The organism is Massilia sp. Se16.2.3 (genome assembly GCF_014171595.1).
Lineage (GTDB): Bacteria > Pseudomonadota > Gammaproteobacteria > Burkholderiales > Burkholderiaceae_D > Telluria.
Genome location: NZ_CP050451.1, coordinates 3,763,888 through 3,779,747, shown reverse-complemented (window position 1 = coordinate 3,779,747; position 15,860 = coordinate 3,763,888). Strand labels below are relative to the sequence as shown.

The 15,860-nt window shown below is 69.5% G+C and carries 12 protein-coding genes and 4 pseudogenes; 8 read left to right on the top strand and 8 right to left on the bottom strand.

The genetic code is table 11. The features are described 5' to 3' along the window. Positions 1 to 252: 252 nt before the first annotated feature. The 6 genes and pseudogenes from G4G31_RS26555 to G4G31_RS27670 form a co-directional block, all read right to left on the bottom strand. Positions 253 to 1,017, bottom strand: coding sequence for a DUF2300 domain-containing protein (locus G4G31_RS26555; RefSeq protein WP_229425623.1), 765 nt, complete (start codon positions 1,015 to 1,017; stop codon positions 253 to 255). 1,282 nt (positions 1,018 to 2,299) lie between these two features. After that, positions 2,300 to 2,833 carry a hypothetical protein gene (locus G4G31_RS26550; protein WP_229425064.1) on the bottom strand — a complete coding sequence of 178 codons (534 nt, stop codon included), beginning with the start codon at positions 2,831 to 2,833 and terminating at the stop codon, positions 2,300 to 2,302. Between the two features lie 17 nt (positions 2,834 to 2,850). Then, positions 2,851 to 5,844, bottom strand: coding sequence for an MG2 domain-containing protein (locus G4G31_RS17250; RefSeq protein ID WP_182988688.1), 2,994 nt, complete (start codon positions 5,842 to 5,844; stop codon positions 2,851 to 2,853). Next, complete coding sequence (locus G4G31_RS17245; RefSeq protein ID WP_182988687.1) at positions 5,841 to 6,365, bottom strand: DUF1175 family protein; 525 nt, start codon at positions 6,363 to 6,365, stop codon at positions 5,841 to 5,843. The genes G4G31_RS17250 and G4G31_RS17245 overlap by 4 nt, the downstream gene beginning before the upstream one ends. A gap of 139 nt (positions 6,366 to 6,504) precedes the next feature. After that, a pseudogene (locus G4G31_RS29305) lies at positions 6,505 to 7,433 on the bottom strand (DUF2138 family protein). 191 nt (positions 7,434 to 7,624) lie between these two features. Continuing rightward, positions 7,625 to 8,176: pseudogene (locus tag G4G31_RS27670) on the bottom strand (DUF2138 family protein); the annotation flags it as partial. A 377-nt stretch (positions 8,177 to 8,553) separates the two neighbouring features. On the opposite strand from G4G31_RS27670, the gene G4G31_RS27895 reads away from it, so the two are divergent. The 4 genes and pseudogenes from G4G31_RS27895 to G4G31_RS17210 all read left to right on the top strand — a co-directional run. Next, positions 8,554 to 8,799 carry an alpha-hydroxy-acid oxidizing protein gene (locus G4G31_RS27895; protein WP_182988683.1) on the top strand — a complete coding sequence of 82 codons (246 nt, stop codon included), beginning with the start codon at positions 8,554 to 8,556 and terminating at the stop codon, positions 8,797 to 8,799. A 41-nt stretch (positions 8,800 to 8,840) separates the two neighbouring features. Further along, positions 8,841 to 9,344, top strand: coding sequence for a hypothetical protein (locus G4G31_RS17220; RefSeq protein WP_182988682.1), 504 nt, complete (start codon positions 8,841 to 8,843; stop codon positions 9,342 to 9,344). A gap of 188 nt (positions 9,345 to 9,532) precedes the next feature. Further along, positions 9,533 to 10,588, top strand: coding sequence for an NAD(P)-dependent alcohol dehydrogenase (locus G4G31_RS17215; RefSeq protein WP_182988681.1), 1,056 nt, complete (start codon positions 9,533 to 9,535; stop codon positions 10,586 to 10,588). 96 nt (positions 10,589 to 10,684) lie between these two features. Continuing rightward, positions 10,685 to 11,864 (top strand): annotated as a pseudogene (locus G4G31_RS17210) (MFS transporter); the annotation flags it as partial. Between the two features lie 30 nt (positions 11,865 to 11,894). Here the strand turns inward: G4G31_RS17210 and G4G31_RS17205 are convergent. Then, positions 11,895 to 12,788: a LysR family transcriptional regulator gene (locus G4G31_RS17205; RefSeq protein ID WP_182991821.1), complete on the bottom strand. Its 894-nt coding sequence runs from the start codon at positions 12,786 to 12,788 to the stop codon at positions 11,895 to 11,897. Positions 12,789 to 12,968: 180 nt separating this feature from the next. On the opposite strand from G4G31_RS17205, the gene G4G31_RS17200 reads away from it, so the two are divergent. From G4G31_RS17200 to G4G31_RS28550, 3 genes and pseudogenes are all read left to right on the top strand, one after another. Further along, entirely contained in the window at positions 12,969 to 13,349 is a 381-nt protein-coding gene (locus tag G4G31_RS17200; protein ID WP_182988680.1) for a hypothetical protein, read from the top strand. A 76-nt stretch (positions 13,350 to 13,425) separates the two neighbouring features. Next, positions 13,426 to 13,737, top strand: a complete 312-nt coding sequence (locus G4G31_RS28555) for a hypothetical protein (RefSeq protein WP_308621642.1) — start codon at positions 13,426 to 13,428, stop codon at positions 13,735 to 13,737. 196 nt (positions 13,738 to 13,933) lie between these two features. After that, positions 13,934 to 14,233: pseudogene (locus tag G4G31_RS28550) on the top strand (cupin-like domain-containing protein); the annotation flags it as partial. A 105-nt stretch (positions 14,234 to 14,338) separates the two neighbouring features. Here the strand turns inward: G4G31_RS28550 and G4G31_RS17190 are convergent. Beyond that, complete coding sequence (locus tag G4G31_RS17190) at positions 14,339 to 15,034, bottom strand: trimeric intracellular cation channel family protein (protein ID WP_182988679.1); 696 nt, start codon at positions 15,032 to 15,034, stop codon at positions 14,339 to 14,341. Between the two features lie 205 nt (positions 15,035 to 15,239). Here G4G31_RS17190 and G4G31_RS17185 point away from each other — a divergent pair, with 205 nt between their 5' ends. Further along, positions 15,240 to 15,800 (top strand): hypothetical protein, encoded by a 561-nt coding sequence (locus G4G31_RS17185; RefSeq protein ID WP_182988678.1) that lies wholly within the window; start codon positions 15,240 to 15,242, stop codon positions 15,798 to 15,800. Positions 15,801 to 15,860 lie beyond the last annotated feature (60 nt).

Here is a 15,860-nt window from a genome sequence, read left to right as displayed (position 1 = left end):
GGTGTCGCGGTGATAGCGCACGGTGGCGTTTTCGACCACCAGGCGGTCGGTCCAGGCGGCGATTGCCAGCGCTGCCGGGCCGGCGGGATTCGGGCCAACGCGCTGGGTGGCACTGCTGTCGGCGATCTGCTGGCAGGGAGGCCGCCGCGCGGCCGTTCTGCTCGAGGTAACTGCGCGCGGCCACCGCAAGGGCCCCTGGCGGCCTCCGGGGGGCGGGCGTTCGCTTCGCGCTCGAGCACGCGCGCCACGTATTCATTGGTGCCGAAGCGGCCCTGGATGCGGATGCGCCCGCCCTCGCGCAGCATGCTCATCGAGCCGTTGGCGCGAAAGGCCAGCTGCTGGCCGTTCTCGAAGGAGACGACGTGGCGGCCATGCAGCGGGCCGGGCAGCGCCGGGCCATGTGGCCCCACCAGGCTGCGCACCGGATAGCGCGCGAAGAAGTCGACCACCACGCAGCCGGCATCGACAGCGGGGGCGCCTGGCGGCAGGCTGGCGGCCAGCTGGCGGCCCCATTTGCGGAAGATGCCGGCGCTGGTGCCGGCGCCGCCAAACCAGACCGGGGTGCCGTCGGCCAGCCAGCCGGCGCCGCCGCCGAGTCGCTCCTGCGGCCGCCCGGGCTGGTGCCGGGGAATAGGTTTTCACGCGCAGGCGGCTGCCGAACCAGCGCACGCTGTCGGCGCCGCGGCCGTCGAGCACCACGCGCAGCAGGGCATTCTCGGCGTCGGCGCGGCCGGCTGGCGGCATGCTGGCGAGCGCGCGCAGCAGGCTGGCCAGGCTGGCGCTGCGCTCGGGCGCCAGGCCCGCCGGGTCGCGCAGCCAGGCGAATTCGCCGGCCAGCGGGGCGTTCAGGCGCGCGCCCCAGTAGCGCTGCCATGCGGCGCGTTCGAGCATCAGGCGCGTGGGCGCGAAGAAGGGGCCGCAGGATTGGGCCAGGGCGCTGTCGCGGTCGATGCTGCCGCCGGGCTCGCAGCAATAGACTTCTTCAGGCAGACGTCCCTTGCACACATAATCCGGCATCGCGACCCCGGTGTCGGCGGCGTAGACATAGACGAAGAGCTTCCACAGGCTGCCCGGGGGCACGGCCGTGCTGGCGTCCACGCGCGCAAGAGGCGCGGCCCCGCCTTCGGCCAGCGCGATCGCCTGGACCTTGCCGTCCCGGAGCCAGGCGACGTCCAGCGTCTCCGCGCCCATGGCGGGGCCGGCGGCCAGCAGCAGCGCCGCCAGGAGCGCCGCCAGGAAGCCTCGCGCGGCAGTGCGCATCACTTCACCTGCAGCACGCGGCGACCGCCGGCGCCCTCGAAGGCCACCTGGTCGGGCTGGTACATGCGGTAGTAGCGGGCCGGCGGCAGGCCATAGCTGCCCCCTTCTGGGCAAAGCGCAGCAGGTGGCGCACCTTGACTTCGCCCTCGAGCACGTCGATCGGTACCGCGTAGCCGTCGCGGCGGGACACATGGCGCGCGCGCTCGAGCGGGGTCGGCTCCTTCCCGCCCAGCAGCTTGATACCCCGGTGGTCGGCTCCACGTTCGCACCCGGCGGCAGCGCCACCTCGACCAGGCCGAAGCGCGGGCGGCCGGCTTTGGCCGTCGGGGTCAGGGTCACTTCATCCATGTAGAGCTGGTCGGTGCGCAGCACCTCGCTGGCCTTGAGCGGCTGCAGGCGGTAGCCGTTCTTCGCCGGCACCATGCGCAGGATGCGGCGCTTGACGCCAACCGCCAGCGATTGCACCTGCGGCGCGCGGCTTTCGTATTCGATCACGGCCACCGTGCCGGCCGGCGCGGCCTGGGCCAGGCGCAGGCGTTCCGGCAGGGCGCCGGCCGCGCGCGGGCGCCAACTGGCCAGCGTGGACGCGCCGCTGACGGGCTGCCAAGCCTCGTCCAATACGAGCACAGGTCCCTTCGGCACGGGCGCGCCACCCAGCTTCTTCTGCACCCAGACCAGGGTCAGCGCGCGGTCCATGGTCGGCATCTCCGCGCGCACCGAGGACAGCAGCACGTCCGCCTGGAGGGCGGGCAGGCGACCGTCCAGCAGCGCCAGCGCGCGTGCCAGGGGTGCCGGCATGGCGGCGACCCGCTTCCAGGCCACGTCGACCTGGGCTTCGAGCGCCGGCGGCAGCGCCGTGCCCTCGTCCCTTGCCAGCATCGACAGCAGGGCCAGGCCGAGCGCGTCGCGATTGCCATCCGCCGGCGCGTCGAGCACGAGGGAGCCGAGCGATGCGCCTCGGGCCGTCCCGTCCCGCAGGCGCATGCCGCCGTGGTCTTCCACCAGGCCGGTCACCAGGGTCTGGGTCGGCAGCCCCATCTCATGGGCCAGCCACAGCACCAGCGCGCGATCGAACAGGGGTGCCTTCAGGCCGTGCTTGCCGTAGACCGCCAGCACATTGTTCCAGTGCTCGGCCGGCATCTCGATGCCGAGCGAACGCGCCGCCAGCCAGTCGGCGTAGTAGGCATAGGCCGTCATCAAGGGGTCCCTCGCGGGTGCCGTTGCCCCACCAGCCGAACACCGCGTCCGGCCCGGCCATGGCCACCAGGCGCAGGCGTTCTGCCTGCAGCGTGGCCAGCAAACGCTCGCGCACTTCAGGCGCGCCACCCCGCATGCCCTGCAGTGCCATCGTCAGCGGAATCAGGCGGCTCGAGGTCTGCTCGACGCAGCCGTAAGGGTAGTCGATCAGGTCGTCGGCAATGCGGGTGAAGTGGCTGGCGGCCCCTTGCGCGAACGAGACACGCAGGTTGCGCGCGTCCGGCGGCAGCTTGAGCGGCGTGTCCAGGCTTGTTATCGGCACGAGCTGCGTGTGCTGGCTGTTCCAGGCCAGCGGCAGCGTCCGCAGGGGGGGCATCGAGCGCGTCGACGAGTTTACCGTTGGCGCGCACTTCCGTGCGCAGGGCGCGTGCGCCGCCGGTCAGCGGAAATTCGACGTAGTTGATGCCGGGCTTCGCTGCCAGGCTTGTCGTCATGCGTCCGGTCGCGCTGCCGGTGTCCAGGCTCACTTCCAGCGCTCGCTCTTGCTGTCCCTCGGTTGAACACGGCGACGGCCGCGCGCGGCGCGTCGCCGGCGCGCAGCCAGTCGGGCGAGGTCCACTTGGTGTAGACCGCCTTGTCCGAGCGCAGGTAGCCGGTACGCTGGCCCACGCGCCCCTGCGCATCCATCGCCCGCCCGGTGATGCGCCAGCGCGTCAGCGCGTCGGGCATGGTGAAAGTGATGCGCGCGTGGCCGTTGGCATCGGTCTGCAGCGTGGGCGCCCAGAAGGCCGTGTCGACATTGTCGCGGCGTGGCCGCTCCAGCACCTTCACGCCGCGCTCGTTGTAGTTGTGGCGCGCAGGCGCGTCGCCGCCGCGGCCCTGGGCCATGTCATAGCTGATGAAGGAGAGGCTGGCGGTGGTACGCACGTTGTTGCGGCGCGGATGATAGAAGAAGTCGCCGATGTCCGGCGCGATCTCCGGCTGCAGCACATAGATCATCTCGTCGACCACGCCGAGCGCCACCAGGGTCGATACCGGCTTGCCGTCGACCTGGGAAAGGACGTCGAGGGTGACCGTCTCGCCGGGCTGGTAGACCTCCTTGTCGGTCTTGAACTGCAGTGCGATGCGCGGTTCGATCACCTGCAGTCCCGCGTTTTCGAACATGAATTCGCCGCCGCGCGTGGTGGCCACCGAGAACGTCATGTTGGGACCATAGTCGGCGCGCACCGGAATGCGTACCCGCCACTGGCGCGGGGCGACGCGTTGGGACTGGAACCAGTCGGCGCCGCCGGCGGCCAGGTCATGCTGCTCGACCTTGTCGCGCTCGAGCGTGAACAGGGCCTGGTCGGCGTTGTCGGAGAAGGTGACCAGGGCTTCGGCCGTCTCGCCCGGCGCGTAGGCCGCCTTGTCGAGCACGATCTCGATGCTGCCCGGCGTGGCTTGCACGCCGTCGCCGCTGACCCAGTGGCTGGTGGCCGCCAGCAGGTTGCCCTGCGCGTCGCGCAGGCTGAGTTGATAGGAGCCGGCGCGGGCGAAGTCCACGTCCCAGCCTGTTGCGGCCGGATTGAACTCGCCGGCCGTTTTCGCCTGGGTCTCCAACTGCACCATCTCCCAGCGCACCGGGCGCACGGGCTTGCCCTGGGCCTGGACATCGGGCACCAGGTCGAAGCGCACGCGCTGGCCGGGGTCGGAAAATTGGCGTTGTGCCTTGAGCTGGTAGCTGCTTGCCGAGCGCTCGATCAGCAGTTCGCGCGTGGTCTTCACGCGGTAGGCCGCGCCGTCCGTGGCCAGCACGGTCAGGATATAGCGCGACGGGTCGCTGGCCGCCGGCAGCGTGAAGCTGACGTTGCCGCGGGCGTCGCTGGTCATCTCCTGGGTCTTGAGTTCGACCGGGAACATGCCGCTATAGCGCAGCTCGCCCTCGACCATCGTGTTCTTCTGGCTGCGCAGGCTGACGCTCAGGGTGGCGTTCTTCACCGGCTTGCCGTCGGGGTAGCGCAGGGCGATGCTGCCTGAGACGGTTTCGCCCGTCTTGAACTCGGCCTTCGCCGGGCGCACGTCGATCTCGAAGTGGGGTTTCACGTATTCGGCGACGCGGAAGGCGGCGCCATAGGTATCGTCGCCGTAGCGGAAACGCAGTTCGTAGCCGCCGGCGCTTGCGCTATCGGGCAGGCGGAAGCGCGTCTCGGTGCCGGTGGCGGACGAGAATTGCAGGGTTTGCGTGAGGAGGGGCGTGCCGTTCGGATCGAACACGGTGAGGGCGACCGGCCCGGCCTGCGCGGCGCTCGATACGCACGCCGACTTGAACTCGCGTCCCAGGAACTTGACGTTGACTTCGTCGCCCGGGCGGTACAGCGGGCGGTCGGTCACGGCATACAGCTTGGTGTTGTAGATCTCGCTGTCGTAATAGAAGTTCTCGGAGACGAACACGCCGCCGCTGGCATCCTCGCCCAGCACATAGGTGTGTTCCGGGCTGCCGCGCTCCAGCGCGACCACGCCATCCTTGCCGGTGGTGCCCGACTGCAGGACGCCGGTGCCGTCGCTCCAGGCGACATGGGTACCCGGTACGGCGGCGCCGTTGTCGCGCCGCGCGGCCCACACCAGCATCTGGTTCGACGATACCTTGGTGACGGCCATGGTGTCGGACACGAACACGAGCGTCGTGGCACGGTGTTCGCCGATCATTGCCTCGACCAGGTACAGGCCGGGTTTGCGCATGCCGACGGGGATCATCAAGTTGCCGGCGCCGCCCGAGGGAATGAAGTCACTGCTGGAGCCGTCGAGCTTTACGCCCTTGGGCGGTTCGATCGGCCTGGCCTGCCAGAGCGGGTAGCGAAAGCTGTCGACCATCTCGAAGCCGGCGAGCGGCTTGTATTGCGGGTGGTGGGCAAATACGGTCGGGCGGAAGATTGCCTCGCCCGTGGATAATTTCGGCTGCGTGCTGGTGACGGCGCGGCGCGCCTCGGCCGTGAACAGCTTGCGCCAGACCATGCGCGACTGCTTCCACCAGCTGTCCCACAGGTAGCGCAGGGTATTGGCCAGGCCCTCGCCGCGGTAATTGCCGGCCACCTCGATGCGGTGCAGGTTGCGCTGTTTTTTCAGGAACTCGATCGGCTGCGGCACGCGGTAGACGACGACGTCGACGCCGGAATAGGCTTCCAGCCTGGCGCGTGCGCTGTCGCGGCCCGGCACTTCCAGGCGCACCTTCGCCACTTCCTTGCTGCCATAGGTGGCGTCCGAGAGCAGGAAGAAGGGCTCGCCCTTGAAGAGTGTGTAGTTGCTTGGCGCAAGACCGGTCCCGCTACCGGGTTCGCTACCGGGCTCGCCCGCGCTGACGGCGCTGCCGAGCAGCGCCAGGGCCAGCACGCCGCTCAGGGCCAGCTTCACGAAAGAAACGAGAGCCGGTACACGCCGGCGAAATTCGGATTGTCGACCGCTGGCTGCCACCGCGTGTCCTTCCAGTTCATGAGTTGTCGGATCCCGACCCCGCGCAGCCCGTTGTCGACGGGTGTCGTGGTGCCGGTGTGATAGGCCACGCTCGCGCCCATCCACACCATCAGGTGCTGGGCGTCGCCGTGGTCGTAGAAAAGCAGGTCGCCCGGCTGGGCGTCGTTGATGTCGCGTCCGACGGGGCGGCTGTTGTGCTGTACCAGGGCCAGCGCCGTGACGAAATGGCCGACGGTGCCGCCGGTCTGCACCCAGCGGTTGCGCAGCAGCGCCTGCCCAGCGTCCAGGTCGAGTTCGGGCGGCAGGCCTGCGTCGGGGCGCATGCCATTGGCGCGCATCCAGCGTGCATCGTGCGGGCTAAGGGCCTCGGTGACGGCAAAGCGCACCAGGCCCGCGCAGTCGCGGTGCTGCCAGCGTGGCGAGGGGCCTCGCTGCACCTGGTCGCGCACGATGCGCACCATCCAGCCGCGGAAGGCGCGGCTTTGCGCGGGCGTGAGCCGGGTCTCCGCGCGCAGCGGCGCGCGCTCAAGGCCATGACCGGGCCAGCGCCCAGCGCCATGCCGGCGAGCGCCGCCACCCGGAATATGGCCCGCCGCCGGGTCATCGGACCGGTTGCCACTCGAGCGGCGTCCAGGCGAGGCCCCTGGCCGGGATGTCCTTGACCACCATGCGGTAGGCGGGATACTTGCCGAGTGCGGCCAGGCGCGGCAGCAGGTGGGCGTCGGCGGCACCGCGCAGTACCGACTCGTTGGCCGCGGGCAGGGCCTCGAAGGCTTCCTTCATGGCCAGCTGGGCCAGCGGCGCGGGACTGATGATGCCCACCGTGCGGCCAGGCGCGGGGAGCGTGTCGGAGACGGCCGGCGCCTGCTTGCGCGTCACGGCCAGCACGCGCTCGACCAGGGCCGGGTCGGCCGAGAACACGACCGTGCGGCCGCTGGCGGCCAGGGTCGGCGCGAGCTTGCCTTCGCGGGTGTTCACCTCGCGCTGCCAGCGCCCGGGGTGGCTGGCCGGGCATCTGCACCGCCAGCGGGATCGGTGCCGACGGCGGCCGCGAACAGCTTGCCCGGGGAATCATGGCCGGTAGCGGCAGCGGCCTGCGTACGCTGGGCAATGAACACCGGCGTGTACAGGCGCGAGGACGGGTACCAGCAGGCCGCCACCGGTCCCGCGAATTGCGCCGGCAAGCCGCGCAGCGCCTCGGCCTCGCCGAAGTGCTCCAGCACCGGCGTCATCGACTTCCAGTCGGCCGGCACGCTGAAGCAGGCACTCGCATCGTGGGGCAGGGCAGCCCACAGGGCGCTGCTGTCGTAGCCGCCCTTGGGCAGGCGGGCGCCGTCGATCAGTACCTGCGAACGCCAGGCTCCGCGGCTGAAATCGAAGCGCAGCGCCTGCAGGGCGCCAAAGAAGGGCTGGTAGCCGAAGGAGAGGAAATCGCTTTTGACCAGCACGCTGTGGCCCGCGGGGATGCCGCCGGCGACCTGGAACTGGCCGTGGAACACGCCGTGCGCCCTGGGGTCGGCACCGAGCAGGCCGGCGACGATGGCCGCCGCGCCCGGGTCGGGGACGGCGTCCTGTTGCGCGGTCTCGGGCGGCTGCCGGCCGGCGTCCGCCGCGCCATCCGGCTGGACTGCGGCCCCGGGAGCGGCGAGTGCGGCCCCGCGCGCACGCCGTAGAGCATGCCCGGATGCGAGAGGATCACCATGCGCTCGCCCCTGGCCGCGAACAGCAGGGTGCGTTGATTGCCGTAGTCGAGGGCGTACACCGGCACCTTGTCGGCGCCGACCGCCAGTTCGCCGGCGCGGCGCAGCTGCGTGTCCTTCAGCGCCACCTTGCCGGCTTCTTCCAGCAGGCGCGCCAGGTTGCCGCGCGTGACAGCGATGGCGTAATGCTTGAGGGTGCCGTCCGCGTCGCGCCAGAGGGCCACTTCCGCCGGCTGGTCGAGCACCATGCGAATCAGTTCGTCGCCCCAATTGAGCTCGTGTTCGTAGGCGATGCGGCGCAGGCTGCCCTTCAGGCCGAGCCGGTCTTCGCCTTGTTCGTAGTAGAAGACGAAGTCCTCGCGCAGCACGTCGCGCGCGAGCGGGATGGTGAGCAGGTCGCGCGGCAGCGTCGACAGGCTGGGCGTCAGGATCAGCGCGTCGGGCTTCGACAAATCGAGCTCGAGGCTGTTGACCCGCCCGAGATAATCCCAGCTGAAACTGCGATAGGTGACGAACGCGCCGACGCTCAGCACACAGGCAATCAGGACCTTACCGACTTTTCTCTTATTCATGGGCAGCCGCTCTACGCAAGTTTCCTAGTTGTAATGGAGAATTGGCGAAAACGCAATGTCGGGCGCATGGGGCAGCGGGGCTGTCGTCGCCTGCCGCGCAGGCGGAAAGGGCGCTCGTTTCGTGACAATTTCACGGATGCCGCCCAAATTCGCTCGGGCACGCGGGTTTTTCGGCATGGTGGCGTGAGAATGCGCGAGATTGTCCAGCGTCGCGGGGCCAGGCCAGGCCGGGCGAAGCGAAAGTCGGCCGCGCAGAGCCTTTTCGGCAGCGGCACGCTACGCAAACTATTTTTCACGCTTGTTGGTAATTTGCCACCACCTGGCCGGCGCGACGGCGCCGCTTGCAATAGGCGACCACGTCCGATCCTGACGACCCCATGATCATTGCCTCCGCACTCGACTTCCGCGCAGCCGCCCGCCGCAGGCTGCCACCTTTCCTGTTCCACTACGTCGATGGCGGCGCCGCGCCGGGCGCGCGTTTGTGTATGCGCCGGCGACCGGCGGCCAGGTCCGGCGTCGAACAGCTGCTGGCGATCCTGGAAAATGAGTTGAGGACGGCCATGGTGCTGACCGGCGTGAAGTCGGTGCGCGAGATCGGGCCGGAGCTGCTGGTGGGCCCTTGAGGTATGCTTGCCAGCCTGTCCTGTCACGCGCGTCGCCTTCGATGAAAACACGCCGCACATCCCTCCGCCTGGTCCTTGCGCTAGCCGCCTCCGTGCCGCTGGCAGCGTCGGCCGCCTGCGTCTTCCATTGCGAATCGGCCGACTGTGCCTGGGAAAAGGTGGCGCCTCCCGCCTGCACCCAGGCCGAGCCCTTCCATTCCGAGGAAAAGTGGAAAGCCTATGCGGACGGCCTCAAGACGCGCGATGCGCCCTTGCAGACGCTGCTTGCCGAACTCAAAGCCCTGCATTTTTCGTGCGCGCGGGCCCGCCGCGATCTCCACCGTTGGGATTGCGGCCGCGTGTTGAAAACCAGTGAGGCCTGCGCCGAACATACGACGCTGACGATCCGGAAGCGCCACCAGCCGGCGCGCCGGGCGCGCCGCGCGCGGCCATCCCGGATCCCGCGCTGCTGGCGTTTTCACCGCCCGCAAGCGATACCCGCTTGGGCGAGATGGTCACGTATTACACGAGTGGTTGCTCGCACTGATTCCGTTGGCGGGTCATGAACCCGTTTCATCAATCGGTGCCGAGCCGGCCTTCGCGTTGCCACGGTGACCCAGCAATTGATGAATTCCATTCATAAGGTCAAACAAATCCCCGTGCGCTCGGCCTATGCATTTGGCATTACCATTCGTGGTCTCGCGCACCGGCCCTGATCCGGCCGGCGCCCATGCACCATTGAAAAGGATATGCCATGACCGTCAAAGCCTACGGCGCCCACGCCGCCGACAAATCGCTCGAACCCCTCGACATCACGCGCCGCGCCCCCGGCGCGCACGACGTGCAGATCGACATCGCCTTCTGCGGCGTCTGCCACTCCGACCTGCACACGGTGCGCAGCGAGTGGGCCGGCACCCTGTACCCGTGCGTGCCCGGACACGAGATCGTCGGGCGCGTCTCCGCCGTGGGCGAGCATATACACGGCTTCCGGGTGGACGACCTGGTCGGCGTCGGCTGCATGGTCGACAGCTGCCGCCACTGCGCCGACTGCGAGGCCGGCCTCGAAAACTACTGCGACACCATGGTCGGTACCTACAATGGCCCCACCGCCGACGCACCCGGCCACACCCTGGGCGGCTATTCGCAGCAGGTGGTCGTGCACGAGCATTTCGTGCTGCGCATCCGGCACGCCGAAGACCAGCTTGCGGCCGTCGCGCCGCTGCCGCTGCTCTGCGCCGGCATCACGACCTGGTCGCCGCTGCGCCACTGGAAGGCCGGTCCCGGCAAGCGCGTGGGCGTGGTCGGCATCGGCGGCCTCGGTCACATGGGCCTGAAGCTGGCGCGCGCCCTCGGTGCGCACGTGGTGGCATTCACGACCTCGGAATCGAAGCGCACCGAAGCCACGGCGCTGGGCGCGCACGAGGTGGTGGTCTCGCGCGACCGTGCCGCCATGGCCGAGCACGCGAAGAGCCTGGACCTGATCGTCAACACGGTGGCCGCGCCGCACGACCTCGACGCATTCCTGTCGCTGCTCAAGCGCGACGGCACCATGGTACTGGTCGGCGCGCCGGCCACGCCGCACCCGTCGCCGCAGGTGTTCAACCTGATCATGAAGCGGCGCGCGCTGGCCGGCTCGATGATCGGCGGGATTCCCGAGACCCAGGAAATGCTCGACTTCTGCGCCGAGCACGGCATCGTCGCCGACATCGAGATGATCCGGGCTGACGAAATCAACGCTGCCTACGAGCGCATGCTCGAAGGCGACGTCAAGTACCGCTTCGTGATCGACAACGCCACGCTCGCCGTCTGAGCGGCATCCCTTGGCGCTCCGGCGCCTCCCTGGACCTTGTTTTCATGCGATTGCGCCCTGGGCGCAATCGCTGGGGCAGCTTTTTTCTCTCGCATCATGCAAACCATTCCACCTCCCAGCCCTGGCCAGGCCGTCGAGCGCTCCGCCGCTTGGGGCGCCGTCTTCGCGATGGCGCTCGGCGCCTTTACCCTGGTCGCCTCCGAATTCATGCCGGTCAGCCTGCTCACGCCGCTTGCCGCCGACCTGGGCGTCACCGAAGGCCAGGCAGGGCAGGGCATCGCCATTTCCGGCGCCTTTGCGCTCGTGACCAGCCTGTTTATCGGCTCGCTCGCGGGCAGGCTCGATCGCAAGACCCTGCTGCTCGCGCTGACCCTCCTGATGATGGTCTCCGGCGCGGTCGCGGCCTTTGCGCCGAATTTACGCGCTCTTCATGCTGGGGCGCGCGCTGATCGGGGTCGCCATCGGCGGCTTCTGGTCGATGTCGGCCGCCACCGCGATGCGCCTGGTGCCGCTGCACGAGGTGCCGCGCGCACTCGCCATCGTCAATGGCGGCAACGCGCTCGCCACCGTGGTGGCCGCGCCGCTCGGGGCCTTTCTTGGTTCCGTCATCGGCTGGCGCGGTGCATTCTTCTGCGTGGTGCCGGTGGCGGCGCTCGCGTTGATCTGGAAGTTGGCCAGCCTGCCGCCGATGCCGGCCCGGACAGGCATGGGCGCGGGCGGTATCCTGCGGCTGCTGCGCCGCACTCCCGTGGCCTATGGCATGGCGGCGGTGAGCCTGTTCTTCATGGGCCAGTTCGCGCTCTTTACCTACCTGCGCCCCTTCCTCGAAACGGTGACGGGCGTTGGGGTGACGACGCTGTCGCTGATGCTGCTGGCGGTCGGCGTGGCGGGTTTCGTCGGCACGGCGCTGATCGGCCGCCTGCTGCAGGGCCGCCTGTACCGGCTGCTGGTGATCATGCCGCTGGCGATGGCGGCGCTGGCGCTGGGCCTGATCGCCTGTGGCGCATCGGTGCCGGCCACATGCCTGCTGTTGGCCATCTGGGGCCTGGTCGGCACCTCGGCGCCGGTCGGCTGGTGGACCTGGCTGGCGCAAACCCTGCCGCACGAAGCCGAGGCGGGCGGTGGCCTGATGGTGGCGGTGGTGCAGCTGGCCATCATGCTGGGCGCCACGCTTGGCGGCCTGCTGTTCGACGCCAGCGGCTACCGCGCCACCTTCAGCCTGAGTGCCGGCCTGCTGCTGGCGTCAAGCGCGCTGGCATGGCTGGCGGCACGGGCCGACGGTTGCGGCAGCCGACCGCGGCCGCGCTCACGCCTTCAGGCGCAGCGCGTCGATGACGACCGAGACGGCGCGCGAGGTATTGCGCCGGCTCGGATAATAGGCATGCAGGCCGGGGAAGCGCGGCCACCAGTCGGGCATGACGGCGACCAGGGCGCCGCTCTCCAGGTGCGGCTCGACCAGGCTCTCGGGCAGGAAGGCCAGGCCGCAGCCACCGAGGGCCGCGTTGAGGATGGCATAGGCGCTGGTGAACACTGCCTGGCCGCGCACGCGTGCCTCGACAAGCTGGCCTTCGTGCTCGAGCTCCCAGGCATACAGGCCGCCGCTGCTGGCCAGGCGCAGGTTGATGCAGTTGTGTTTCAGGAGCTCGGCCAGGTTGACCGGCGTGGCATGCCAGTCGAAATAGGCCGGGGCGCCGACGATCATCATGCGCACGTCTGCCGTGAGGCGCACGGCGACCATGTCCTTGTCGACCTGGTCGCCGTGGCGTACGCCGATGTCGTAGCGCTCGGCGGCGATGTCGACCATGCGGTAGTCCGAACTGATCTCGACGTGCAGGTCGGGATACTGGCGCAGCAGCGGCGCGATGCGCGGCCACAGGATGGTGTCGACGACGTGGTCGATGGCGGTAATGCGCACCGTGCCGGTGGGCTTGTCGCCCATGTCGCTGATGGCGGCCAGCTCGGCCTCGATTTCCGCCAGGCGCGGCGCCACGTTCTGCAGCAGCCGCTCGCCCGCTTCGGTGGGCGAGACGCTGCGCGTGGTGCGCGTCAGCAGGCGCACGCCAAGCCGGTTCTCCAGGCCGCGCACGATGTGGCTGAGCGCAGACTGCGTCATGCCGAGTTTGCCCGCCGCGCGCGTGAAGCTGCGCTCGCGGGCGACGGCGAAGAAGACGAGGATGTCGTTGATGTTGTCGCGGGCCATGCTGGGTGCTCGGTGAAGGAGTGGTGCCGGATAGGCGGGGATTCATGATACCGCGTCCGTAATATGTGGGCCCATTCATGCTGCGGGCTCATGAACCGGCGCAACAGGGCGCCCCGTGCGCCGCGCGCGCCGTAAAATGGCTCGCGCGGGAAGGCCTGCGCCAACACAGGAGGAAACCACGTGATCGAGTTTCACCGGGCTGCACTGAACGAAGCTTGCCGCGCGTTCGCGACCTGCGTCTATCCGGGCGCGATGCAGCCCTCGAACGATATCGTCGAGACCTTCGCCCACAAGCTCGAAGAGATCGCGCTCGGCCATGTCGACTTCGTCGTTTCGCTGGGGCGCGACCCGAACCTGGTCACGCGCGCCGTCGATTACCTGCGCGAGGCCCACGGCCTGCCCGGGCGCGGCATCGACCTGACCTGGTTCGGCCAGATGCTCGACTGCCTGGTCGAGCTGGCGGTGCCGGGGACGAGCTATTCGGGCGACGCGCTGCTGTTCCTGAGCGACGTCCGCGAAGGCATCGAGCTGGCGATCGAGGACGCACAGGCGTCGGAATAGCAGGCACCCGCGGCCTGGAGTTCGCCCTGCCTTTGCGCTATCCTGTCGCCCCGATACGAACAAGAGCAGGCGCACGATGGACCACCCCGATTCCCCGACTCCCGCCGGCGCGCGCCTGCCGCCGCGCCTGGCCGATACCCTGCCGGCCTCAATCGAGGAAGCGCTGGAGAAGAAGGCGGCGCGCGAACGCAGGGATGCAGGCGTGCGCGGGGTCAGCTCCATCGAAGCGATGCGCGTGGCGATCAGGGAAGCGGCGCGCGACCTGCCGCCGCTGCCTGTGGTGCCGCGCCTGGGGCGTCTGTCTCCCGACGCTTTCGCGCGCGAGGCTGCCCGCGGCCTGCCGTTCCTGATCGACGGCGTGGTGGGACGCTGGCCGCTCTCGGCCTGACGCCCCGGACCCTGCTGGAAGAGTTCCCGTCGCTGCCGGTGCGCGCGCGCGTCGGCGACTACGTCAACACGGCCTTCGCCCCCGACCGCGCAATGCAGGACATGTCGATGCGCGACTACCTCGAGCGCGTCGCCGCAGGCATTGACGCTCTGCCGCCTTATCTCGGCAACCTCGAACTACGCGCGCTGAACCGCTTCTGCCACTGGCCCGCGTATTTCAGCAGGCCCGGCCCGCCGCGCTTCTGGATCGGCCCCGCGGGCACGGTGACGCCGCTGCATGCCGACTACGACGACAACCTGTTCGCCCGGTCTGGGGCAGCAAGCGGATCTTCCTGGCGCCGCCGCACCACGACGCCTACCTGTCCCCGTATGAAGCCAATGCGCTGCTGTTCGGCTCTCCCTTCGACCCGGAAGCGCCGGACTATGCGCGCTTCCCGCTGGCGCGCCAGGCGGCGCTGGTCGAGTGCGTCGTCGGGCCGGGCGAGATGCTGTATGTGCCGGCCGGCTGGTTCCACCAGGTGCGCTCGCTGAGCTTTTCGCTGTCCTCGAACCGCTGGTCGCGCGCGCGCTGCCGCTGGCGCTGGCGGGACGGCGCGTGTAGTTCAGCGGTTGTCGCCGCGCTCGTCGACTTCGCGCTGCCCTTCGGCGTGGTCGAGCGTGCGCGCGCGCGGCAGGTGCCAGTCGAAGCGCACGGCCGCCATCCGCAGGCCGAAGCACAGCGCGGCGCCGGCGCAGGCGGTAGCGGTGGTCGGCAGCGCCAGCGCGTCGCCCAGCACGACGACGCCCGCACCGGCCAGCGCCGCCACGGCGTAGATATCCGAGCGGAACACGGCCGGCACGTTCGAGAGCAGCACATCGCGCGCGATGCCCCCGCCTATCCCCGTCAGCATGCCCAGCAGGGCCGCCATCATCGGCTCGAGGTGGAATACCAGCGCCTTCTGGGCGCCTGCCACGCAGAACAGCGCCAGGCCGACCGCATCGAAGAACAGGACCGGGCTGCGCAGGCGATTGATGAAGGGGTACCAGAAGAAGATGACGATGCCGGCCAGGATCGAGACGGCGAGATAACGCCAGTCGCTGATCGCGGCGGGCGGCGTCGCGCCGATCAGCAGGTCGCGCACGATGCCGCCCGAATTGGCGGCCACAAAGGAGAGCACCAGCACGCCGAAGATGTCGAGGCGGCGGCGCGCGCCGGCGGTGGCGCCGGAGAGGGCAAAGACGAAGGTGCCGACCAGGTCGAGCGTGAGCACGAGGGTCTTGATGGCGGCCCCCACGTCGAGGGAAAGGACTGCGAACACGGTGTGATGCCTCTGGATGAATGACGATCTGTGCTCGGCCCGGTGTGTCCGGCGCCGGCGAAACCTGCCATGGTACCGCAGCCGGCGGGATTTCCGCACGCGGGCTGGAAAATCCGGTATTGGCGGATTAGCCACAAGGAGTAGACAGGTGGTAACAGGCTCGGTAGACTTCCGCCATTGTCATTTGGCAATTAGCCGACCGAGCATGACGCTTCGCGTTTCCCCGATTACCTTCCCGTCCCCAGCCGCGCTGGCGCTTTGCGCGGCGCTGGCCCTGGCCGGATGCGCCACCACGAAAGCGCCGTCGCTGGCCGACTTCGCCAGCGACGGCTGCAGCATGTTCCCGGACGGCGCGCTGGTGGGCAAGGTCGACTGGTGCAACTGCTGCGTCGCCCACGACCTGGCCTACTGGCGTGGCGGCACCGCCGAGGAGCGGCTGCAGGCCGACCGCGATCTGAGCAACTGCGTCCGCGCCGCCGCCGGCAGCCAGGTCCTGGCCACGACCATGCTCGCCGGCGTGCGCAGCGGCGGCGTACCGTACTTCCCGACCAGCTACCGCTGGGGCTACGGCTGGCCTTACGGCCGGACCTACGCGCCCCTGTCGGGCCAGGAGGAGGCGCAGGCCGCGCGGCTGCGCGAAAAATACATGAGCGAGCGCCCCGGCCTGGCCTGCGGCAAACCGGGCACGATCGTTGCCGCCACCAACCCGCCTGCGGGAGCCAACGCCGTTGCCAGCGCCGTCGGCGGCGCCGGCAAAGCGCAATGACAGCCATTGGCCGCAGTGCGCTGTACGCCCCGCACCATCCCTATTGAATGTCGAAGACAG